The following is a 21,215-nucleotide window of genomic DNA, read 5'->3' as shown; positions in this document are numbered from 1 at the left end:
AGGATACGAAGTTCCTCGGGTTGCTGCCCTCGAACTTCAACACGAAATCGCCCCGTCAAAGGACGCATCTTGAGCAGCTCCTGCGCGAGGCCGGCAAATATGTGTTCCCGGGTCAGATCGTTGCAAGGGACGGCTACGCTGAGGCCGTCGCGGAACGCCTGCCGGTCTGGAAGCTCAAGCGCCGCTCTGCGCAGGACGCTGGTCGGGAAATCCGCGATGTTCTCGCCAAGATCGTGACGCAGATGGACGAGCCCGCACATGGCGCTTGATCTCAGCTTCAAGCAGCTCATCGACGCCGCGGAAGATGGCGTCGCCGCAATCGGGCAACCGACTTGCATCGTCATCGACCGCATTGACGAAGATCCGGACCAGCCCCGTCGCAGCTTCGACGAACAGAAGCTCAAAGAGCTTGCGGAATCGGTCCTTCAGCATGGCGTGCTGCAACCGATCGTGCTGCGGCAAGGGACCGACGAAGGCCGGTACGTGATCGTCATGGGTGCGAGACGGTATCGCGCCGCCAAGCGCGCCGGACTCCGTGACATCCCGGCGTTCATTCAGGCCGCTGGGTCCGCGGATCGCTACGTTCAGATGATCGAGAATATCCAGCGCGATGACCTCAATGCCCCCGAAATTGCAGCATTCATCGCAGATCGCTTGGAGCAGGGTGATAACCAAGCTGACATCTCGCGCAAGCTCGGAAAGCCCAGGGACTGGGTGTCTCGCTACGCGTCGGTCCAAAGTATGCCGGAATTTCTCCGGTCGAAGCTTGCCGGCTCGTCAATCCGTGCTGTGTATGAACTCTACCAGGCTTGGCGTGAGCAGCCCAACGCCGTCGAGACCATATGTGCAGCGCAGGAGAGCTTCACCGACGCCCACGCCCGCCAGCTGGCTCGCAAAATTCGCAGCGAAGCCAGCGGCTCTGATGATGGTGGCGAAGGTGCCCATGGAGATCAACCAACACGGAGTCCGATCGGGCCGCAATTGGCATTGCGACCTATGGAGACAGATCGCGTAACGGCGACCGCGGAAAAGCCCCGCAACTCTCCGGTCGAGCAGAACCAGAGAATGAGCACATCACTGACGATCAGAGTGCGCCACCAAGATCGCACCGGCCGTCTTTTGGTCGATCGACTTGCGTCTCAAGGCTCACGTCATGCTGTGCTTCTGATCGACGGCGCAGAAGTTGCGGAAGAGGTTCCAGCATCGACCATCACGATCGAGGAGATCCTGTCCGCATGAAGCCTCTCTTAGACAGCCTCCTCACAAACACTGCTACGGTTGGTGTGCTGGCGGAGCGGATTTCCCATCCGAAGGATGGCGCGCCAGCGCAGCAGCCGGAGGCCGAACGCGCCCCTCACAGCGCTGTAGAGAGGCCGGAGGCTGCTGGAAAGCCGCGGTCCGCATGCTCGGTGCCAATGTTGCCGATCTCGATGCGCGGTGTTCGTGGAGTAGAAGCACTGGGGGCGACGGCTGCGTCATTCCCAGAGGAATTCGTCGCATCGATCGTCGGCTGGGGTGGGTCTCGCCTTCAGCAACTCCCGAGCTTTGAATGCCGCGTGCGTTGGTTTGAACCAACATCGAGAGGATGGAAGAATTCGCACCTTCTAGTGCAGGATAGGCTTCGCGCCAGCGATGTATTACACCGCGATTGGGATTGGAGTGCATGGCTCTGATCTCGCTTCGCGTCTCCGACGAAGTCGCGGCGGAGTTCTCAGCTTTTGCGGCTACCCAGGGCGGCAAATCCGCGCTGCTGCGGCGTCTCATTGCTGATGCACTAGCCGCACCAACGCCGCGTATCTTGGCGTTGCCTATCGGACGACCGGAAAAGGTGACGGTGCGATTTCGTGAGGGCGAGATGCGGCAGCTCGCGGAAGTGTCACATCAGCGCGGCATGACCCGAACCGGCTGGATCGTCGCTCTGGTGCGCTCGCGATTGGGGTCGCCGGTGCAGCATTCCCCAGGCGAGCATGACGCGCTCCGCGCCATCGTTCGCGAGCTCAACCGGATCGGCGGCAACATCAACCAGATCGCACGGGCCGCTAACACCAGTGTGCTGCAGGGCAGGTCGGTTGAGCCCGATCTGGCTGCAATTCAAGAGGCCAAATGGGTCATTGAAAGGGAGCTGGCGCAACTACGTAATGCGCTGAATGGCAACGCGGATTATTGGGATGGACGGCGATGAGCCGGCGCTCACCGCGGCCGACCGGGCTAGCCTCCGATCTTCCGCCGATCTCGTACGTCTGGGAAACGCCTAATCGGCGCCCGCGGCGGGCCGAGTGGGATATCCCTGATCCGGCCGCTCCTGGCCGCCTGACGCCGGCGATGCGTGCAAAGCTCGAACGTATCGTACGCCGAGCACCAGAGGTGATGGTCAAGATCACCGGTCGCACCAAGGACGTGGCGCATCTCAAGTCGCACCTTGCATACATCACGCGAAACGGTGAGCTCGATGCGGAGACAGAGCAGGGCGCGACACTGGCCGGTCGTCTCGGCTTGAAGGACTTGCAGCAGCGCTGGGAGGATGATGCCGGTCTCGACGGCAAGCTCCGCCGTGATGGATCGCTTTCGATCAACATCATTCTGTCGATGCCTCCTGGCACCGATGCCGCCGCTGTCAAGGAGTCAGCCCGGGCGTTTGCCATTGAGACGTTCGGCAACAATCACGATTACGTCTTCGTCCAGCATCTCGACAACAAGCATCCCCACGTGCACTTGACCGTTCGGTCACTCGGCTACGACGGCAAGCGCCTCAACCCACGCAAGGCGGATCTTCAGGCCTGGCGAGAACGGTTTGCGGGCGAGCTCCGGCTTCGAGGGATCGCAGCGGAGGCAACGCCGCGGCGTACCCGTGGACGGGTTCGAAAGGCCGATCGCGGGGCGGTCCTCGCCATGCGCAAGCGAAAGATTACGCCCGATGTCGATCGACTCGCTCGGAAGGAGGTGCTTTCGGAGGTGAGGGGTGGCGGGACCGCCAAAAGTCCTTGGGACGAACAGATTAAGTCGCGTCAGAATGAGATTAGGCGGCGATACGTCGAATATGCCGCCGAGTTAGATCGCTCCGGTGTGGCGGCAGATCACGAGTTGGCTCGCCAGATACGGCAATTCGTTGACGATATGCCCGCTATCGAAACTCGCCGGCATATGCTGAAGAAAGAGCTTTCAGAGCTTGCCAATACCCGGCGCCGCGGCGCTGAGCAGGGCGTCGATGAAGAGAGGCGCGAGAAAATACGACGCCAGGAGAAGACCCGATAGGTTGGGCCACATATCCTGGTATGCTCTCTGGAGCTATCGGAAGCCATCAAGACCACTGTCAGGCTCATAACCTGACCCGGCCTATCCGGCGACGCTGACAGTGCTCGCTCAGTTCATGAAAGCGCAGGGCACGATGATGGTGAACCAGGGCATCCCGGCTGGCCTGCTTGGGGTTGCGATGATGAACGCGGGTATCGCCGTGGCGCAAACGGAGATAACCAAAGCCAAGGTGGCTGAGGCTGTCGAGGGTAGCCTCGAAGCTTTGACTGGAAAAAAGCGGCCGTGGTTCAGCAGGTTCTGAGAGCAGCCGCTCGCCATCTGCAGGGCCTTAGCCTTTTCGTCTTCTTCAAGGAAATTGTTGAGCAGGTTACAGCTCGGCTTTATTTGCGCCCGGCTACAACCTAGAGTCACGGGCATTCAAGGGGGCATGAATGCTGACGAAGTTTATTTCCATCAAGAATATCGGGCGGTTTCGCAACTCCGCGGGTTCCCCAAACCCGCAATTGTTCAAGCATACGTTCATTTCGGGCGCCAACGGGTTTGGCAAAAGCACACTGTGTGCCGTCCTGCGCTCCCTTCACACCGGGCAGCCCGATCAGCTCATCGGCCGAAAATCGCTTCGGATCACGGAGGCCAGCAAGGTCGAACTTCTGTTCGATACCGGGCTCATCCGGTTCGATGGGGGGCGCTGGAGCGAAGCCAAACCCTCCTTCAGCATCTTTGATGGCGTTTTTGTCGCAGAGAACGTTCACGCCGGTGAAGTCGTGGATGTTGCCCAGAAGCGCAACCTTTACCGGATCATCGTAGGAAGCGCCGGGGTCGGGCTCGCCGAACGCGACTCCGAACTTGCCGCAGACAGTCGTGCCAGGACCACCGAGATTTCTGCTTCAACGAGGAGCTTGCAGCCTCATCTCGACACGGGAATGTCGCTTGAGACGTTCCTGAACCTGGGGCCTCAGGCGGACATCGACGCCGAGATTAACAGGCAAGAAGTCGAAGTGGCAGCCCTCACCCATATCGACACGATCCTTGCGCGCCCGGAACTGTCGACGTTCGACCTTCACACGATCTCGTCGGGAATACAGGAAACGCTGCGCCGAACGCTTGATGGAATTGCCGATGATGCGGAGCGGATGATCGAAAAGCACTTCGCCTCGCACAACATGAAGAACGGTGGCGGTAATTGGGTGTCGACCGGGTTGAATTTCGCCAATGATGACTGTCCCTTTTGCGGGCAGGGGATCGCGGGACTACCGCTTGTAAAAGCTTTCCGCGCCGTTTTCAGCGACGAATACGCTCGGCTGCACAACGATGTATCGGCGCTGCGCGAGCGTGTTGCGTCGGATTTCGGGGAAGGCTTCATCGCGACCCAGGCCGCAAAGACCGAGCGCAACAGTTCCGGCAGCGCATTCTGGAAGGAGTACGTCTCGTTTGACTGGGACAGCCTCAAGCTGCCGCCGACATTCGAGGACGCGGTCCTAAACCTTCGCCAAGAGCTGCTTGACCTGCTTGATCGGAAGGCGCGCGCTCCCTTGGAGGTGGTTGACATTCCTCCCACTTGCGAAGCTGCCGTTGAAGCCTATCGTAAGGTTTTCGAGGACCTGGCCGAACTTAATGCAAAGATCGCGCGGGCGAACGCTGCGATCGTCGCCAAGAAACAGGACCTTGGCACGGCTGATATCGAAGGGGCGAAGCGGCGTTTAGGCCAGCTTGAGGCTGTGAAGGCCCGCCATACGCCGACCGTTTCGACACTGTGCGACGAACACAACAGGCTGGTGGCAGAAAAGGCAGCCATTGATGAAGAACGAGGTGCGATCCGGGCTGAACTCAACGAACATACAAGAACTGTCGTCGCGCCTTACCAGAACCGCATCAACGAGCTTCTCGACCTGTTCAACGCCGGATTCAGAATCGCGCAAACCACCCATAGCTATCCAAGCGGGATAGCGAGCACGTCGTATCAGCTCGTCATCAACGGTACTCCCGTTGATGTTGGTGGCAGCCGCACCCCGGAAACGCAGCCGAGTTTCAAAAATACCCTGAGTGCCGGGGACAAGATGACCCTGGCTCTATCGTTCTTCCTGGCCGGTCTGGAGCAGGATGCCGACCTGGCTAACAAGATCGTCGTCTTCGATGATCCCTTCACCAGCCAGGACGTGTACCGGCGCCGGCAAACCGGCCATGAAATCATGCGGGTGGCGCGCGCCTGCAAGCAGCTGATTGTCCTTTCGCACGATCCCACCTTTCTCAAGCAGCTCTGGGCGAAGGCGCCCTCGTTCGAACGCATCTGCCTCATGCTGTCGGATCACCGGGCGCTCGGAACGAAGCTGGCGGAGGTCGACATAGAGAGGGCATGCCAGGGCCGGACTCTCACCGATACCGACGACCTGCGCAGCTTCGTGTCGAACGGATCGGGCAATCTACTGGATATAGTGCGCAAAGTGCGGGTGGTGCTGGAGGCCTACTGCCGGACCACGTTCCCCAGCTCTTTTCAGGATAATGACTGGCTGGGTGACATGGTGCGCAAGATACGGGAAGGCGGCGCAACCCATCCGGCTGCGGCACTTTATGACGAGCTCGATCAAATCAATGGTTACTCGGCGGAGTATCATCACGGCGAAGATAACAACGACACCACGCCGGATCAGATCGACGACACCGAACTCAAGGGCTATGTGCGCCGGACGTTGAGGGTCATCAATGCGCTTGAAGCGTAGCGGTGCCATCGTTGGGAGGAGAGAAGGGGCCTTCCATCGTGTCTGAAAACAGGGCAAGTGAAGTCGACTACGATGCACTGCTCGTACTGATCGAGTGCATGGAGCAGACGCCTCCAATGTCCCGTGAAGAAATCGCTGATTTGTCCGCCAACCAGCATGCTGTTGCCGGGCGAATGCTTGCGACTCGCGAAACCTGGAATCAAGCGTCGTCCGGACCAGCCTTCCTTTCACTGGATGAAGGCGAATTCCGAAATCATCTGAAGGCAATCGACAACGATCTCGGAGAGCAGACGGCCATCGTTGCCGGTGCCTTCGCCAGGTATCTGAAGATGGGTGAAGTGCCAGCGCCGTACTATCCCTGGCGTATTGCCATCATTCTGCGGCGTGAAAAGAAGCTAGACTTAGAAAAACGATTTCTTGCTGCATGGTGTCAGCATTTTCCCGGCGGATATGGTGCTCGGTACGGTCAATTGGTCGATCGATTCCGAAAACTGGTTTAATCGCATTTATGATTTTACGATGACTACGTCAAAAACAGTGGCCGGCTTGGATTATTGAGGGTGGGGGAAGCCAAGTGACAAAGATGAACCATGCTCGACCGATTCTGAGGCTGATAGATGACTTCAAACGCCGACGTACAGACACGGGTCTGCTGAGGGTGCAGCAGAAGGAGTCCGGGGCTCCGACCACTCTCGGCGACTTGCCCAACGAGGTCGATTTTGGCGCACTCAACGAGGAGCTGATGGAGTTGCGCCCGGACCTGCATCAGGTCGCGTGTTCTGTGCTGGCGCACGTCGAGAAGTACGGCAACGTCAGGCTCATTGATCGTTTGATAGCCGCGGTTCCTGCGTTTATGGGCACCCACCCTCTCATGGACTGGTTCACCGTCTTTGGTCCGGTCGAGTTCGTCGATGGCAAAGCAAAATACAAGGCTCGTGGGCAAAGCGCGATAGAGGTAGCAACGGCGCTGCCCTTTTGGACGGTTGCGGCCGAAGACTAGGACGATCACAGCGCGGCCGTGAACTTAAATGGGGCTCCTTAGTGACGACACGACTGCAAATGCCGATAGAAGCTCTAGAAGCAAGGTCCCCGTTTTCCGGCCTGCGTGAGCGCGACATAGACCTGTTGCTTTGCGCTGAGCTACATGCCGGCGGGGGCCTCGCAAATCTTCTTGCACGCCACGCGGGGTGTCCCGGCTCTCCACTCGCGGGCGCTTGGGTGTCGCACGATGATAACGATGGCGAGAGTGATCTTGTTGGGGCGTTCGAGACCGAAGACGGGTTGGTGCTGGCGCTCGTTGAGAACAAGATCGCGGCACCGTTTCAGCCGGAGCAGGGACTCCGGTACGCGGCGCGAGGACAACGGTGGTCTACCGCGGAAGGCATAACTCGCGTTGTCACGGTGCTGATCGCCCCGGATGGGTACATGTCAAGGCCAGGCGCAGAGGCCTTCGAGGTTAGAATTACTTATGAGGAACTGTCGGCCGCGCTTCGGGAGGAGAACGATCCTAGGTCGCTATTCTTAGCGGACGCCCTAGAGGCTGGCGTTGAAGCGCTACGTCGTGGGTACGTCGCAACGCCAGATGCCACAGTCTCGGGGATGTGGCAGGCGTGCTGGAAGATATCATGCGAGGTCGCGCCGAAACTCAATTTCAACAAACCCGGCTTGAAGCCCCGTCTATCCACCTGGTTCCATCTCAAAGATGCGGATGGGCTCTCCGACCTCGATTGGTCGCGCGTCGTCGTGGTCTACAAGGCCGAACGCGGCTATGCGGATTTACAGTTTGGCGATACTTCGGTCACCCAGCTCTCGCAGCGGTCTCTGGGCATCTTGCAGCCTTCGATGAAGGTCCGGCCGGCCAAGAAGTCCGCGAGCATTCGGATCGAGGTGCCGATCGTCGATTTTGCCCGCGCACCCGAAGACCAGCATCAGGCGATCGTTGATGGGTTCGCTGCATGCGAGCTGCTTCGGTCGTTTTTTGTAAAGCATCGAGAGAAATTGCTCCCTGCCGCCCAATGAAGCACGAGCTGTTCAGTTGAAATTGGTTCCTGAAACGACAACTCTGCAACACGACCGTTCAGGAACGTCACCTAATGTCTTGTCGGCATCCGTTTGCAAGCCTTAGTCTGTAATACGGGATAAGTGACAGATTTGTATCCGCTGCGGTATTTCGGGGGGACTGTCACGCAACCGAACGTTTGAGTGACAGGAGGAAGATGCAACTCGGCTACATGAGGGTATCCAAAGCGGATGGCTCTCAAACTTTGGACTTGCAGAGGGATGCCTTGCTCGCTGCCGGCATCAAAGCCAATCATCTCTACGAAGACCTGGCCTCGGGCCGCCGTGATGACCGCCCCTTGCGGCTTGCCTGAAGGCCGTGCGCGAGGGCGACATCCTCGTTGTTTGGAAGCTTGATCGGCTTGGCCGGGATCTGCGCCATCTCGTCAATACTGTCCACGACCTGGTCGAACGTGGTGTCGGGTTCAAGGTGCTGACCGGCCACGGTTCGTCGATCGACACGACCACGGCCAGCGGCAAGCTGGTGTTCGGGATATTCGCCGCGCTGGCCGAGTTCGAGAGCGAGCTGATCTCCGAGCGCACCCGAGCGGGGCTGGCGTCAGCCCGGGCGCGCGGCCGGAAAGGGGGGCGCAAGTTCAAGATGACTCCGGCGAAAGTGCGGTTGGCCCAGGTGGGCCTGGCTAGCCGTGACATGCCGCCATTCATGGCCTGATCGTTTACAACTCCTTCTGGCACTCGCTTAACTGTATCTTCATGACCGATTTCGCCTTTCAGGTTGTGTCGGCCGTGAAGAGGTTGGGCAGCGAGGAATAACCCAGTTTCGCGTCAAGGCCGATCGCCTCACCCCTTCAAGAATTTTGCGTACGCGCGCACATCGATCATCGGCACGGTCGCCATTGTCTGCAGCCTTGCGATCAGCTCCAGCAGAAATGCCGTTGCCGCGCGTTTATCAGGTTCGACGACGTGATCGCCATCCTGCTTCATGAAAATGCCGTGCGCCGCCACACACCCGAGATCCAGGGGGGCAACGGCGTCGGCAGAGCCGAGCGCCTTCAGAAGCGGATCACCCATAGGAGGATTCCACTCGCTGTCGAATGTGAGCAGGCCGCCAAGAATGTCTCCGGGTGTCTTGGCCGGTTGCAGGCCGCCGGCCGAAGGTATCGGCATGCTGGTCCGGTGCAGGGCCCGGACGCTCGCGATTTTCTTCGCCGCGTAGTTGACCTGTTCGGCATCAATGGACTGCTTGGCCTCGAAGACGGCGTATACGCTCTCGGCCGGGATCACCAACGTCCCGTCCTGTTTGAAGATGAGCGGCGTGTACTGGCGGTCGTAGATGACGATATCGATCTGCTGGCTGGTCGTATCGGTGCTGTCGATGACGAAAGCTCGGTTGGCGCGGTAGCGCTCCGGCAGATAATTTTGCAGCAGCTCGATCCAGATTCCCTCGGTCGCATCGCCCTTGGCGACGGGATGGCCAAGCGCGGAACGGCTGCGCTGAAGCCGCAGCGAAATCTCCCCGTGAAGGCCGGCCAGGAGCTTTTCAAGCGACCAGCCGCTCATACGACGATATCCCGCCAGTAGGGCGCTGCGAGCGCCGCCGTGGCCGCCTTCTTGATGGCCTGCTTCTCGGCGACCGTAAGATCGTCCGAGACGATGTTGTTGGTGTTGGAGGGGTCGACAAACCTTGCCGTGGCGATGTTGTCGCGCAGATAGGCGAACACCGTTCGCATATTGTCGGCCAGCGGCGACAACCAGGCGGTCTCAAGCGCCTTGATGACCGCGAGCTCAAGGTAGAACGACGGAAACTCCAAGCCCTTCTGGCTTCGCCAAAGCTTGATGAGCCGGATCTCCGCCTGGCGTCCCGAGCCCTTTACCTTCGCAATGTGCTGCGAGATGTCGGTCTTGGTCCAGGTATCGCCGCGCCGCTTGTACAGGCTGTGGTCGTTGAACAACCAGTTCTGCCGCTTGCCCGGGACGAGATCCACGGCGTAGCCGTTGACCTTGATGCCGATCGAGACGTTCTGCGGGTGTGGCTGATAGCCGGTCGCCTTCAGCGTCGCGGCCAGCGTCTTGTGGATATCTGACAGAGTTTCCACCGTGTCCGGCGAAAGCGAGATGAAGAGATCGAGGTCCGTGCCGCTCCGGTTGGCCGTGCCCTTCGCGTAAGAGCCGCTCGGCGCAATGTCGAGCAGATAACGGCCGGCCCATTTTTCGATGACCGGTCTGATCACGCCAGGCACGAACAATGCCGGCGATGCCAGGCCGCCGCCGACCTGTTCGCGCACCAGAATGGCGGTGAGGTAGTCCTGCTCGGACATCATCCGCCAGCCTTGGGGGTTGACGAGGCCACGCAATTCGAGCGCATTCATCGATGGACCGTTCTTAAGAGAGCACCCTGACGCCGGCCCGGACCGTGCCGGCCCGGCCGCCCAGGTCGATGGCCACATGCCAATGGCCTGACTGCGGCACCTGCAGCCTCACCGGCGATTGCCGGGCCTCGCCGCCGAAGTAGCGATGCTGCCGGCCCTGCCGGTAACTCTGGAAATTACCGGCATCCATCAGCCGCACGTTGGCGGCATGGTCGAGGCTGACCTCGACCACTTCCCCACCGTTCAGGTAGCCCAGGTCGTTGTGAATGAAGTTCATGGCTACTTGTCCTTCACGGTCGTGTTGGGGTGGGACTGGCCGTGCTTGGTCGTGACGTAGCGGCCCGAAATTGAGCTGCGATAGTGCGGCCCGCTCGACCCGTGCTTGCCCGGCGCCTCGTGAACCGTGGTGCTCGGGTGGCTGCGTCCATACTTCGGCGTCACGTACTGACCCGTGGTTGCGCTGCGGTAGGGACCGCCGCCTTTAGTTGATGTCGACATAAGTCTCTCCTTTCGATCCTCGACCCATGTCGACGATTCTGTACAATTATATCTGTACGGTTTGCGACCCGTCAATGGCTGTGGTACAAAATCGTCAGATAAGCGGCGCGGTTTCAAGCCGCGCCGTTCCGATTCACGAGAGGTTTCGATGGCGCTGGCTTCAAAAATCAAAGAATTGCGACTCAAAAAAAAGAAGTCGCTTCAAGATGTTGCGGATGATGTGGGAGCATCCAAGGCGCACATATGGGACCTGGAGACCGGCAAAAGCAGCAATCCATCCATCGAGCTTCTGACCAAGCTGGCAAAGTGCTTCGACGTTAGCGTCGCCGAGCTGATCGGCGAGAATCCTGCGGGCGAGGATGCCGACCCGCAGGTCGTGGCCATGTACCGGGAATTGAATGAGCTGAGTTCTGCCGACCGCCAGGCCATTCAAGCCATGATGGACCACCTGAAGAACAGGAAGCCCAAGGGGTAGCCATGAAGATCTCGCGGATGGACCTGGCTGACACGGGCTCGCCGATGGGGCTCGTCACCAAGATTCTGTCCGTCGAACGTGATCTGCCGATACCGGTGCCGATCGAAGAGTTGGCCCGGCAACTGGATATCGAGCGGATCGCGCCGCTTGAGACCGAAGGCTTTGAAGGCGGCCTCGTCACCGATGATGCTCGCTCGACCGGCTTCATCTTGGTCAACCGCGCGGCGCCGTCCGGCCGCCGCAGGTTCACCATCGGGCATGAGCTGGGGCATTTCCTGATCGTGTCTCACCAGCCTGTCGAGGCTGGCAAATTCCTTTGCTCGCGCGCCGACATGGCCAAATGGTCGACGGAGCAAGGCGACCGCTACGCGCGCATGGAAGCCGAAGCGAACGAGTTTGCTGGTTTGCTGTTGATCCCGAAGCCAGCCTTGCAGAAGTTCATCCCGAGGGGCGATCCGACCCTTGCGCACATTCCGCTGGTCGCGAAACACTTCGACGTCAGCAAGGAAGCCGCCGCCCGCGCCTATGCCCGTTATCATCCCGAGCAGCTGGCCATCGTCGTCGTCAAGGACGGCATCGTCCGACGTGCCCACAAGGGATCTACGTTCCCGTGGATTTCCGTGCCCTATGGCAAGCCCGTCCCACGTGCTTCCAGCTTTCATCGGAAAGATCTGCGCCAGCGGGTCGCCAGCGAGTTGTCATCCATCATTCCAGAGCACTGGGTGGAGCTAAAGCCGGGGCAGCGCGCTGAGCTGTTTGAGCAGGTTTATCCTCAGCAAGATGGGTTCGCGCTTTTGATGCTCTGGCTCGAGGTCGAGGAGGCCGAAGAGGTGGACGACGACCGGACATCGGCGCAACGCTTCAGAGACCAACAGTCGCGCTGGCGTTAGCCGCGTATTCTGCTCGGAATGCGACCTCTCCGGCGTACTGTCGGCATTCTGACGTGTTCCGCCCCGTCAGCCCGGCCTATGGTTCCGGTCATAGGAGGACGACATGAACACCACTCTGCTTGACCCCAAGACGCTCGGCTTCTGGGCCCGCTGCGTCCGCGAAGCGCAGCATCTGTCGCAGGAGGCACTGGCTGCCAACTCATCCGTCAACATCAGGACGGTCCAGCGCTTTGAGGCCGGCCAGCCCATCAACGTGACCTCGCGGCGCCTTATCGCCAAGGCGCTCGGCTACACCAACCCGGACATCTTCGATGATCCCAAGTTCATCGAAAACGTGCTCAAGTTTTTCGACAGCCTCCAGGCCCAGCAGCAGCAGGACCTTGATGACCAGCACCCTGACCATGTGCGGCTCGACGCGCAGGCGGTGGTCACCGGCGACGCAGCGGCCCACTTTGCCGACGTCGTCAACGCGGTGTCGTTCACGATCGACCCGGCTCTGACCGACGAGACCAAGCAGCTCGCCGCCAGCTTCTGCGACTATGTCCAGGATCTGATGGATGTGGATGATTTTCCGGTTTCCAGCCGCCTCGGCTTCGCGAAGGACCTCGATGGAATCCTGCAGGAGCTGCGCGAGCTGGGGGCCAGCGTCTATTCGGCCACCCGCGATCGCAAGTTTCGGGGTGCCGACTGGGGCGACAAGCCGTCGTGGGAGATGACGGTTGGCTACCTCGCCATTATGCCGGCCGATCGCGAACTCACCCAACTCTACATTCCGCGCCGGATGAAGCTCGCCTAGCGCGGACCCCTCAGGCTGTCGTACTCATCCAGGAGGAAGTGCAGGTAGCTGCGGATCAGGTTGCAGAACAGACGGGCCTCATGGGCCGAAAGCTCAGAGTCGGCAGACAGCGTTGCCCCATGCCGGACGCCACCGCCCGTTGGCGAGGAAAGATAGCCGTGAAGGGTTTTCATCCAGCCAATGGCCTGCTCTGCGACCTGGCCCTTGCGGTGCGTACGCAGCTCATCCGCGATCTTGTTGAAATACTTCCCCTGGATCGTGCCATCACCAACGGGAATGCCCTGAAACGCGGTCGACACCGTCTCCAGCAGCCAAAGGATCTCTTGTACGGCCGCGCGGTTCTTCCCGGCCGTTAGATATTCCTCGGCCTGCTTCGTGGACTGCTGGATTTTATCGAGCGCCTGCGCGTCCAGCGATGGCGGCAGAATCTCCATCGCGACCGGCGAGGGGGCATTGCGAGCGATCAGCTGGGGCGGGTTCAGTTCGAAGCCGGCCTCGTGCGTGCCCAGTACATAGTTGATCATCGCCGTATCAGGCACGACCAGCTCCGGGTTCTGGTTCTTGATGGCCTGGCCAGCGTCGAAGAACGCTTCGATGAACATCGGCGCGTTGTCACCGGCCTCACGCATGTAATCGTCGAGATCGCTTTCAGCCCAGCTCAGTGAAGAGCTCTGGTGCGCGGGGCGGCCCGCCGCATCCGCGAAATAGCGCTTGTAGTGCTCGATAATCGGTTGACGCTGGCCGTATTGGCCCGCAACGCGCTTGATCAAGACGGCGAATTCATCGATCACGCCCTTGGAGATTTTGCCAGGAGACCTAAAGCGCCAGGAAGGATCGAAATTTAACACCGTTTTTGCTCCGCGCCGCTGAGGAGAAACTGATTTGGCAGCTTACTAGATCGTGTGTCGCGTGTCGTCTTTAGCGTCGTAAAATCGCATTTGCGATCTTGCGATGCTGAGAGTGGTGTCAAAAACCGCTCGTGCCTGACGGCATAAAGCCGTGATAGAGTAGGTATACAATCAGCAGAGGTGATTTCGCGGCTAAAGGCGGTTGAACCGCAATTGCGGGCCTTTGGCGTTGCGGGGCTCTATCTTTTCGGTTCCTACGCGAGAAACGAAGCAAGCCCCGATTCCGACGTCGACGTGTTTATCGATCGGGCTCCCGGCACCGAGCTGGATCTCGAGGCCTTTATGGGCGCCTACGACGTTCTGAGTGCGGCGTTGCCCGTCAATGTCGATTACGGCGCCAGGAACGGGCTATCGAAGTTCATCCGGGAAGATGTTGAACGCGAGGCCATCCGCGTTTTCTGATGGCGCCCAGCAAAACGCCCGTTATCCGTCTTTTGCACATTATCGATGAAGCCGAGGCCATAAGCCGCGCGCTTGTTGGGATATCGAGCTTGAGCTTTCAGGATTCTTGGGTGCTGCAGCGGGCCGTGGAGCATGGATTGCTCATCATCTCGGAGGCCACCAAGACCCTGTCCGCCGAGCTGAAAGAAGCCGCGCCGGATATTGCATGGCGCAAGATTGAAACCCTTGGCAACTTCCTGCGGCACGAATATCGGGATGTCGATCCCGACCTGATCTGGAACATCACACAAGAGAACCCGCCAGGCCTTGTTCAGGCCGCGCGAAAACTTGTGTCAGAGCTAAGGGAGCCCGCACTCACCTGATCCGCAGTTGGGCTCCGTTCAACTGCGCGGGGTGGCATGGTTTGCAGGTTTTTGGCGCGCTTTCGAGAATTGCGGGCGTCCAACTTCAGCCTTCGGCGGCAGCGGCCGCTGGTGGTGGCGTCGGCGCTGGCTTGCGCAAGGCGTCGCTTGCATCCTTCTTGGTCTGGTCGAACGGCCGACCAAGAAGGATCGGACGCTCCGCCTTGATTGCTTTGCCAGCTGCCAGGAACTGGAAGCGGCCGAGATTTGGTATCGAGCGGACGTGTTGCGAGCTGTAGACGCTTTCAAGGAAAGTAAGACTGGTCTGGTCGATCAGGCTATGTGTCAGGAAGGTGTTGCACTGGGAAAGAATCGTCTTGCTCACCAGCGCGGTCCGCTGGCTGATGACCAGAAGACCCACGCCATACTTCCGGCCTTGCAATGCGATTTGCCCGATCCGGCTGACAACCCACTGCGTTTCGCTGTCAAAGCCCGAGCTGAATGTTTCCGGGATGATGGTGTGGGCTTCTTCGAGGACGATGAGAACCTTGCGCGCCTGTCGGTTGGCCCGGGCCCAGGCCATGATCGTCGACAGGTATAGCTCGGTGATCCTCAACGTTGCCTTGGTATTCGATATTTCGGTCAGCTCCAGAATCGCCAGCGGATCATTGCCGACCAGAAAGTCGTTGATCTGCTTGTCGACGCCGCCCTTGATCTGGGTGAGCGCGGCCTTCAGGGCAGCTTTCTCCGCGGGTGCGCCGTAGGGCGTCGTTTCGACAGCGAACAGCTTCTGTTCAAGGTCGTCCGTCTCTTTCTGCGTCGGCGCTGGAAAAATGGGCTTCAGCTCGGCGAGCCGGGCCTTGTACTCTCCCGTAAAATCCACACAGAAAACCCTGAAGTCGTTCTTGGCGGCTTCGCGGACGATATCAAGTGCCAGTTCGGTCTTGCCCGTGCCGGTGACACCGAGAACGGCCGTGTGAAACTGAACCAGGTCGTCGATATTGGCCATCACGCCGATGTTGGTCGACGGCACGACGCCAATCGGAAACTCGCCCTGCTTGACCACAGGAGCGGGGAATATGCGCTCCTTCGCCCAGAACACTGGCGTGTTCATGGTCGAAAGCCAGCCATACTTGGTGAAGCCTTCCGCCGGTGAATAGCAGCCAAGTTGTACGGCGTTGACGATGTGCGTGCCGCGCGGGTTCTGGTCGAAGCTCTCTTCCGCCGTCTGGGCGTCGAGGATCTGGTAGAAGACGTCCGCGCCGTTCACGCGGACAAAAACGACCTGGCCTTCAGCCAGCTCGGAGGCGGCCGAAACCTCGAAGCGTAAAATGCCGATGTTCGAGTTCTCGACAGTGAAACCGACCAGCACGGACCCGGCCGTACCGCTCAGGTTTTCGATGAACTCCGCTGCCTTCTCGGGAGAATGCGACTGGATGACGTCTCCTTCGGCAAGGACGATCCTGTCCTGCAGCTCAGCCACGCAGAGACCGGTCCCCATCACTTCCAGTCCCTGCACCTGGGCGAACAGGGCCATGACGTAGTGCTGATCACCATTTGACATGGCCGCCGTGTGCAGCATTCCCGGCTGCCAAGAACTGTGCCGCGACAGCCTGACCCTCACGATGTTGGGGTGGTCGATGCGTTCGATGATTCCCACCGTCGGGGAGGAGATGACCCTCGCCTTCTCCGCCTGCCAGTGCTTCCAGGCGGCGATCAGCCGCTCAAAGGGCCTGCCGATAGCGATCAACGTCCACAGCATCGTGAGCCAGCCGATCGTGGTCAGGCTGCTCTGATAGGCGCCGATGATGCTGATCAGCGCCGGGGGCGTGTAGAGCAGCTCGCCCTGGCCGAAAGCATCAGTTACCCGAAAGAAGAACCTTCCGACGGGTGATCGCTTGTTCTTGTCGTGAATGAACAGGGCGACCATTGCTCCCGCCATCGAGGCCAAGCAGTAGACCACCGCGGTCCAGCGCATGACCTCCAGATGCGGCTTGAGAGAGCCGGTCGCACCGAGATCGGCCGTGATCAGTATTGCCATGGCGCCAATGGCATTGGCGAGAGCGTCCTTTGGCGGGACAAACCAGGGCGCCGAAAGCAGCGCCAGAAACCACAGTGCAAGACCGCTTAGGAACCAGACGCTTTCGAGCCCGCCGGTTGGGAGGAGATTTCCCGATGCGGCGTACAGGCCAATGTAGAAGACAGCGACATTGGCAGCGAGTGCCAGAGCTCTATCGGCAAGTGTGGTCTGGATTCTGTCCGTTGACACGATCGGCTTCCTAAGTTGTATTGTGCCTTATCTCACAACCTGCTTGGACAAGCCAATATCGCTGCAGATGATGGGCCTCACTCTTTCGTCGCGCTCCTACCGGCGGCTGTAGTTGAGCAACTCCCATCTGGCCAGGCTTTCGCTGCCTGCAATTTGTCTGATCGCTTCGATTACTTCGCGGTACTGAGCCTCATCCTTGATCTCGGTCCAGTTCACGCGTCCGCGAAGGGGCGTCTTTTCAATGATTATCCGGTCGACCGGGCAGTGCGGTGGCGCGGGGATGTGGCCCAGGCACCAATAGTATTTGAGAGCGAGGTTGAGCAGCTTCTGCGCCACGCCATACCTGTAGTTGCCATCGCGCAGAATATCGGGAATGGCGCGCGTCCCAAATTCAACCAGGAGAGCAATGTTCTGGTAGTGCTGTGACTCGGTACAAGGGCTTTCGTAGTGTGGCAGCAAGTCGCGCCCGACGAAATCCTTTATCTTGGCTCGAAACTCCTGCGTCTGCTTAGATCCCGCGACGTAGAGGTTCGCGCGTTGAACCGATGCCGCCCAGGCCAGCGTCCATATCTCGCCTACGATAAAGGTCTGTTCAGGTCCGAGAGGCTGCATCGCGATCCTTTCACTGCGGGTCATCGCCGAGCTTAGTCGCGTTGAAAAGTCCGCACCACCCGGCCGGTAAGGTCGGGGTGAATAGGTCAGCAGCGCGACCCGTCAAGGCATCCACGCGACGTTGCACGCGGAGCCTCCTTGACGGGTGGCTCAGGCCTGCTGCTCTCGAATTCTCCCGACCGGCCGCGATGGCGCAGCCGATATTCGACCCAACTTCAGCATCTCTACGTCAAGTCCGGCTGGCTCGAACAACCCGCGCGCAGTGTGTTTCGCCGGCCCCGCGGAGCTTTGAGCTGGCAGCAGGTCGTCATATCGCTTCAGACCATCCTCAATTATTCGCCGCTCGTCGTAGGTGGACGCACCGCACTCGAATTGCAGGGGTACGCCCACTACCTCGCGCAATCGACCACGACCGTTCATCTCTATCGTCGTCGTCACGGGCCAGGCTATTCGTACGAAGCACCAAAAACGGCACGGCTTTGATTTTTCGCTCAAACACGTGAAAGCCGAGAAGATCTTCGGTACTAAGGCACGCGCAGAATCCACTGCACGACTGAGTGCAGTTTGTCCTTCACGGTATCACCTTGGGCCGACGCAAGGCATCAGGCGGAAAGATCGACTTGCAGCGTCCGGAAGCCAGAGAACGACCGTTTGAAGCTGCTCACCTTTATCTATCGTCGCAATAGCTGATCGTTTTCCGCTTTAGTATTCGCCATCAAAGGCGATCGAGCCCAATCGCTGGATGCAGCGCAAAGAGGGTAGGGGACGGATCACCCAATTTTCCGTTCGGCCTCGACTGCGTTCTCCAACAGCGGAGCATCTAGGCTGGGAATCTCCGGCATGGCCGTACCAGCAATTGCCTGCAGATCGCCGACCATGCCCACAGTCGAATCGATGACGGCCAGGATTTGGGTTTCCCGCTTGGCCCATTGCCGTCCCATGAACTTGCGCTCCTTGTCGAGGTCCTCGCGCATGTCGTTGAACTTCTCAACGACAGCTTCTACCCGCTGCCGAAACTTCATGCCTGTCAGGTAGTGATAGACCTGCTCCATTTTGGTCTGCTGACCCTGCTGGACGAGGCGCGAGCTGCTCACATCGATCAGACCTTGGCGGAGTGCCACGGCGACCGGCAATGCGCAACGCGGATGAGCCACCCATACACCGTCGACCAAGTCAAACTGCTCGATATGTTTCGGCAGCGCATGGGAGATGATCAGAGCGATATCGGCGCCGGAACGACGCTGGTCACCACGCAATTTAGCGAGCCACCCGTCACTCCATGCCTTGGTGCGCTTGGTTTCCCAAAGGATGATGCCGGCAGACTGGCCAATGGCACCATTCACCTGTTGAATAACGTCCGCCCCGAGCTCACCTTTTCCAACCGGCTCAATCGAATCGGTCGGAAAACGTCCACGCAGAAGCTCTTCGAGCTCGAGCTCAAGTACTTCCCCTTGGGATTGCTGTGATCCCTGCTCGGCCTTGCGCTTGAGCTCCTCGATCGTTCGAGACATCGATTCGATGGTCTGGTCCTTCTCGGCAACGCGTAAGCGCGCAGCCTCGTCGGCTTCCTGCCTGGCCTTGATCTGGATTTCGCTGATTGAGGCCTGCACGCGCTTCTCTATCGTCAGGTCCAGTTCGCGCTTTTCCTCTTCGAGTGCGCGCTGCTGTCGCATCAGTTCGGCCTGCTGCTTTTGGGCCTCAGCAAGCTTTGCGTTGTTGGTAAGCAGGTTGGCTCGCAGCTCCGCGGCTTCCGCTTCCTTCGCCTGCAGCTCGGTCGCGGCCGCCTCTCGCGCCTTCTTGCTTTCGGCCGCGACCAGCTGGGCACGTTCGGCGGTCAATCGCTTCGCAACGTGGTCCTCGATTTGCTCGCGGTCCTTAGCGATTTGCTCGCGTTCCAGCCGCAGGGCCTCTGTCTTACGCTCCATCTCTGCATCTTTGCTGGCCAGCTGCTGTTGAAAACGCTGACGGGTTTCAGCGAGGAGGGGAGCGGCCAACGACTCCGTCAGCCGGATCTCGTGATTGCAGTTTGGGCATTGCAGGATCGCCTCGTGCGAAGCGCCGGTTGCTTTGAAACTCATGAATTTCCCATCATCCGTTGCAACCGGATTCAACATGATCTGCGCGCGATTGCGATGTCGCTCGGCTTAATGTCCACATACGCGTAGTCGATTTCGACTTGGCCGGCGGGTTTTCCACCGACGTGTCGATCTACCCGAACGCCTACGCGAGCAGCCTCGCAGCAGAGTAGAATAGAACAAAAGGGGAACAAGATGTCAATTCTGAATCCTGAGGTAAGTTTGTGTTATGATGATTTTGCTTAGTTTGGCTGCGGAAAATTGCTGGATTTTAAACCTCGCATGTGGTTTGAAGAAATGCTAATTTACTTAGCATGACTGAGCAAACGAACCGAAAGCTAAACAAGCTCGAAAGGACCCTCCCGCAGGGACTTTTGGTCGATGCCGCCTGGATGGAACGGCACGGATATTCCACCAGCCTGCGCAGCCAATACGTATCGGCCGGCTGGCTGGTTCAGCCGGCGCGGGGAACCTTCAAGCGCCCGCTCGGCGAACTCTCCTGGCAGGGCGTCGTCGTTTCACTGCAGCGACTGCTCGGCTCCGATCTCGTCGTTGGCGGACGTACCGCCATCGAAGCGCAAGGTTTCGGTCATTACCTGAGCCAGACGGGTCCTTCGACCATCCATCTATATGGAACGCGACCTGCTGCCGGCTGGCTCGGCAAGCTACCGCTCAAACAGAAATTCCGCGTTCACCGCACGCAAAGTCTATTCACAACGCACGGGAGCCTGCCCGCATCAAAGTCGGGGACGACGCGGGAAATACCGGGACCATCCGACTGGCCACTCACGGTATCAACGCCCGAACGTGCGTTCCTCGAACTGCTCGACGAATTGCCCCGCCACGAAAGCTTCCACCAAGTCGATGCATTGGCGGAAGGATTGAGGAGCCTAAGTCCCCGGCGGCTGCAAACGCTTCTGAACGACTGCAAAAGCATCAAGGTCAAACGACTGTTCTTCTGGTTCGCAGAGCGACATCAACACGCCTGGCTCAAACAGATCGACACGTCGAAAGTCAATCTCGGCACGGGAAAGCGCATGCTCGTCAAGGGCGGCAAACTCGACACCAAATACCTCATAACCATCCCAGACGACCTCAATGCCCCTATCTGAAAAATATCGGCATCAAGTCGCCTTGTTGATCGAGACGATCCCGTTCGTCGCGGCGGAGCCCGATTTTGCGCTCAAGGGCGGCACTGCCATCAATCTCTTCCACCGCGACATGCCGCGCCTGTCGGTCGATATCGACCTGACATATCTGCCGGTGGCTCCGCGCCCCGAATCTCTTGCCGCGATCGATGCGGCGATGAAGCGCATGGCGGCGGCCATCAGGAAAGGGTTGCCGGGCGCGCGGGTGACGAAAGTCGTCAACGCCCGTGAAAAGATCGTCACCAAGTTGACCGTCCAGAAAGGTGATGCTCAGATCAAGATCGAGGTCACGCCGGTGATCAGGGGCAGCGTCTTCGAGCCAGAGCTGCGGGACGTGTCGCCAAGCGTCGAAGAAACGTTCGGCTTCGCACAGACGAAAGTCGTTTCGTTCGCCGATCTATACGCCGGCAAGCTCGTCGCGGCGCTCGACCGGCAGCATCCGCG

24 protein-coding genes and 2 pseudogenes are annotated in these 21,215 nt (G+C 59.3%); 18 read left to right on the top strand and 8 right to left on the bottom strand.

Annotated elements, in window-relative coordinates:
* The 10 genes and pseudogenes from JHD07_RS09380 to JHD07_RS09335 all read left to right on the top strand — a co-directional run.
* Positions 1-269, top strand: a pseudogene (locus tag JHD07_RS09380) (ParA family protein); the annotation flags it as partial.
* On the top strand, positions 259-1,239 hold the full coding sequence (locus tag JHD07_RS09375; protein ID WP_291621321.1) for a ParB/RepB/Spo0J family partition protein: 981 nt from the start codon (positions 259-261) through the stop codon (positions 1,237-1,239). The pseudogene JHD07_RS09380 and the gene JHD07_RS09375, both read left to right, overlap by 11 nt.
* 424 nt (positions 1,240-1,663) lie before the next feature.
* On the top strand, positions 1,664-2,182 hold the full coding sequence (locus JHD07_RS09370; RefSeq protein ID WP_291621319.1) for a MobC family plasmid mobilization relaxosome protein: 519 nt from the start codon (positions 1,664-1,666) through the stop codon (positions 2,180-2,182).
* Positions 2,179-3,252 (top strand): relaxase/mobilization nuclease domain-containing protein, encoded by a 1,074-nt coding sequence (locus JHD07_RS09365; RefSeq protein ID WP_291621317.1) that lies wholly within the window; start codon positions 2,179-2,181, stop codon positions 3,250-3,252. Before JHD07_RS09370 ends, JHD07_RS09365 begins: the two co-directional genes overlap by 4 nt.
* Positions 3,253-3,352: 100 nt before the next feature.
* The gene (locus tag JHD07_RS09360; protein WP_291621315.1) at positions 3,353-3,553 is read left to right on the top strand and encodes a hypothetical protein; all 201 of its coding nucleotides are present in this window, start codon (positions 3,353-3,355) and stop codon (positions 3,551-3,553) included.
* A 130-nt stretch (positions 3,554-3,683) separates the two neighbouring features.
* Entirely contained in the window at positions 3,684-5,969 is a 2,286-nt protein-coding gene (locus JHD07_RS09355; protein ID WP_291621313.1) for an AAA family ATPase, read from the top strand.
* A 38-nt stretch (positions 5,970-6,007) separates the two neighbouring features.
* Positions 6,008-6,469: a hypothetical protein gene (locus JHD07_RS09350; RefSeq protein ID WP_291621311.1), complete on the top strand. Its 462-nt coding sequence runs from the start codon at positions 6,008-6,010 to the stop codon at positions 6,467-6,469.
* 74 nt (positions 6,470-6,543) lie between these two features.
* Positions 6,544-6,969 (top strand): hypothetical protein, encoded by a 426-nt coding sequence (locus JHD07_RS09345; RefSeq protein ID WP_291621309.1) that lies wholly within the window; start codon positions 6,544-6,546, stop codon positions 6,967-6,969.
* A gap of 218 nt (positions 6,970-7,187) precedes the next feature.
* Positions 7,188-7,988 (top strand): hypothetical protein, encoded by an 801-nt coding sequence (locus tag JHD07_RS09340; protein WP_291621307.1) that lies wholly within the window; start codon positions 7,188-7,190, stop codon positions 7,986-7,988.
* A gap of 197 nt (positions 7,989-8,185) precedes the next feature.
* Positions 8,186-8,655, top strand: a pseudogene (locus JHD07_RS09335) (recombinase family protein); the annotation flags it as partial.
* Positions 8,656-8,828: 173 nt separating this feature from the next.
* On the opposite strand, the gene JHD07_RS09330 reads toward JHD07_RS09335, so the two are convergent.
* From JHD07_RS09330 to JHD07_RS09315, 4 genes are read right to left on the bottom strand one after another with little or no spacing between them, the layout of a single operon-like run.
* Positions 8,829-9,548 (bottom strand): DUF6602 domain-containing protein, encoded by a 720-nt coding sequence (locus tag JHD07_RS09330; RefSeq protein WP_291621305.1) that lies wholly within the window; start codon positions 9,546-9,548, stop codon positions 8,829-8,831.
* Positions 9,545-10,357, bottom strand: a complete 813-nt coding sequence (locus JHD07_RS09325) for a nucleotidyltransferase domain-containing protein (RefSeq protein WP_291621303.1) — start codon at positions 10,355-10,357, stop codon at positions 9,545-9,547. The genes JHD07_RS09330 and JHD07_RS09325 overlap by 4 nt, the downstream gene beginning before the upstream one ends.
* A gap of 13 nt (positions 10,358-10,370) precedes the next feature.
* Positions 10,371-10,634: a DUF1883 domain-containing protein gene (locus JHD07_RS09320; protein WP_291621301.1), complete on the bottom strand. Its 264-nt coding sequence runs from the start codon at positions 10,632-10,634 to the stop codon at positions 10,371-10,373.
* 2 nt (positions 10,635-10,636) lie between these two features.
* Positions 10,637-10,855, bottom strand: a complete 219-nt coding sequence (locus tag JHD07_RS09315; RefSeq protein WP_291621299.1) for a hypothetical protein — start codon at positions 10,853-10,855, stop codon at positions 10,637-10,639.
* Positions 10,856-11,003: 148 nt separating this feature from the next.
* Here JHD07_RS09315 and JHD07_RS09310 point away from each other — a divergent pair, with 148 nt between their 5' ends.
* The 3 genes from JHD07_RS09310 to JHD07_RS09300 all read left to right on the top strand — a co-directional run bounded on the left by JHD07_RS09310 (position 11,004) and on the right by JHD07_RS09300 (position 13,016).
* On the top strand, positions 11,004-11,330 hold the full coding sequence (locus JHD07_RS09310; protein WP_247411292.1) for a helix-turn-helix transcriptional regulator: 327 nt from the start codon (positions 11,004-11,006) through the stop codon (positions 11,328-11,330).
* Positions 11,331-11,332: 2 nt separating this feature from the next.
* Positions 11,333-12,220, top strand: coding sequence for an ImmA/IrrE family metallo-endopeptidase (locus tag JHD07_RS09305; RefSeq protein ID WP_291621294.1), 888 nt, complete (start codon positions 11,333-11,335; stop codon positions 12,218-12,220).
* 103 nt (positions 12,221-12,323) lie between these two features.
* Complete coding sequence (locus JHD07_RS09300; RefSeq protein ID WP_291621292.1) at positions 12,324-13,016, top strand: helix-turn-helix transcriptional regulator; 693 nt, start codon at positions 12,324-12,326, stop codon at positions 13,014-13,016.
* Here JHD07_RS09300 and JHD07_RS09295 read toward each other — a convergent pair.
* A complete protein-coding gene (locus JHD07_RS09295) occupies positions 13,013-13,864 on the bottom strand; it encodes a hypothetical protein (RefSeq protein ID WP_291621290.1) in 852 nt (283 codons plus the stop codon). The two genes, JHD07_RS09300 and JHD07_RS09295, sit on opposite strands and share 4 nt — an antisense overlap.
* 213 nt (positions 13,865-14,077) lie before the next feature.
* Here JHD07_RS09295 and JHD07_RS09290 point away from each other — a divergent pair, with 213 nt between their 5' ends.
* The gene (locus JHD07_RS09290; protein WP_291621288.1) at positions 14,078-14,326 is read left to right on the top strand and encodes a nucleotidyltransferase domain-containing protein; all 249 of its coding nucleotides are present in this window, start codon (positions 14,078-14,080) and stop codon (positions 14,324-14,326) included.
* Entirely contained in the window at positions 14,326-14,688 is a 363-nt protein-coding gene (locus JHD07_RS09285) for a HepT-like ribonuclease domain-containing protein (protein WP_291621286.1), read from the top strand. Before JHD07_RS09290 ends, JHD07_RS09285 begins: the two co-directional genes overlap by 1 nt.
* Positions 14,689-14,773: 85 nt before the next feature.
* Here JHD07_RS09285 and JHD07_RS09280 read toward each other — a convergent pair whose 3' ends face one another.
* Positions 14,774-16,936, bottom strand: a complete 2,163-nt coding sequence (locus JHD07_RS09280; RefSeq protein WP_291621284.1) for a DUF87 domain-containing protein — start codon at positions 16,934-16,936, stop codon at positions 14,774-14,776.
* Between the two features lie 96 nt (positions 16,937-17,032).
* The gene (locus JHD07_RS09275) at positions 17,033-17,572 is read right to left on the bottom strand and encodes a hypothetical protein (protein ID WP_291621281.1); all 540 of its coding nucleotides are present in this window, start codon (positions 17,570-17,572) and stop codon (positions 17,033-17,035) included.
* 114 nt (positions 17,573-17,686) lie between these two features.
* On the opposite strand from JHD07_RS09275, the gene JHD07_RS09270 reads away from it, so the two are divergent.
* Positions 17,687-18,031 (top strand): AbiEi antitoxin N-terminal domain-containing protein, encoded by a 345-nt coding sequence (locus JHD07_RS09270; RefSeq protein WP_366864165.1) that lies wholly within the window; start codon positions 17,687-17,689, stop codon positions 18,029-18,031.
* Positions 18,032-18,318: 287 nt separating this feature from the next.
* Here JHD07_RS09270 and JHD07_RS09265 read toward each other — a convergent pair whose 3' ends face one another.
* Positions 18,319-19,626, bottom strand: coding sequence for a DUF2130 domain-containing protein (locus JHD07_RS09265; protein ID WP_291621324.1), 1,308 nt, complete (start codon positions 19,624-19,626; stop codon positions 18,319-18,321).
* Positions 19,627-19,937: 311 nt separating this feature from the next.
* Here JHD07_RS09265 and JHD07_RS09260 point away from each other — a divergent pair, with 311 nt between their 5' ends.
* Both JHD07_RS09260 and JHD07_RS09255 read left to right on the top strand, forming a co-directional pair.
* Positions 19,938-20,735 (top strand): type IV toxin-antitoxin system AbiEi family antitoxin, encoded by a 798-nt coding sequence (locus tag JHD07_RS09260; protein ID WP_291621279.1) that lies wholly within the window; start codon positions 19,938-19,940, stop codon positions 20,733-20,735.
* Positions 20,722-21,215: nucleotidyl transferase AbiEii/AbiGii toxin family protein (locus tag JHD07_RS09255; RefSeq protein ID WP_291621274.1), on the top strand; the 494-nt coding region annotated here is incomplete at its 3' end. The genes JHD07_RS09260 and JHD07_RS09255, both read left to right, overlap by 14 nt.

It is taken from the genome of Bradyrhizobium sp., assembly GCF_016462955.1.
Lineage (GTDB): Bacteria > Pseudomonadota > Alphaproteobacteria > Rhizobiales > Xanthobacteraceae > Bradyrhizobium.
Note: the sequence above shows the minus strand (reverse complement) of the source record. Positions and strands in the feature narration are given on the sequence as shown.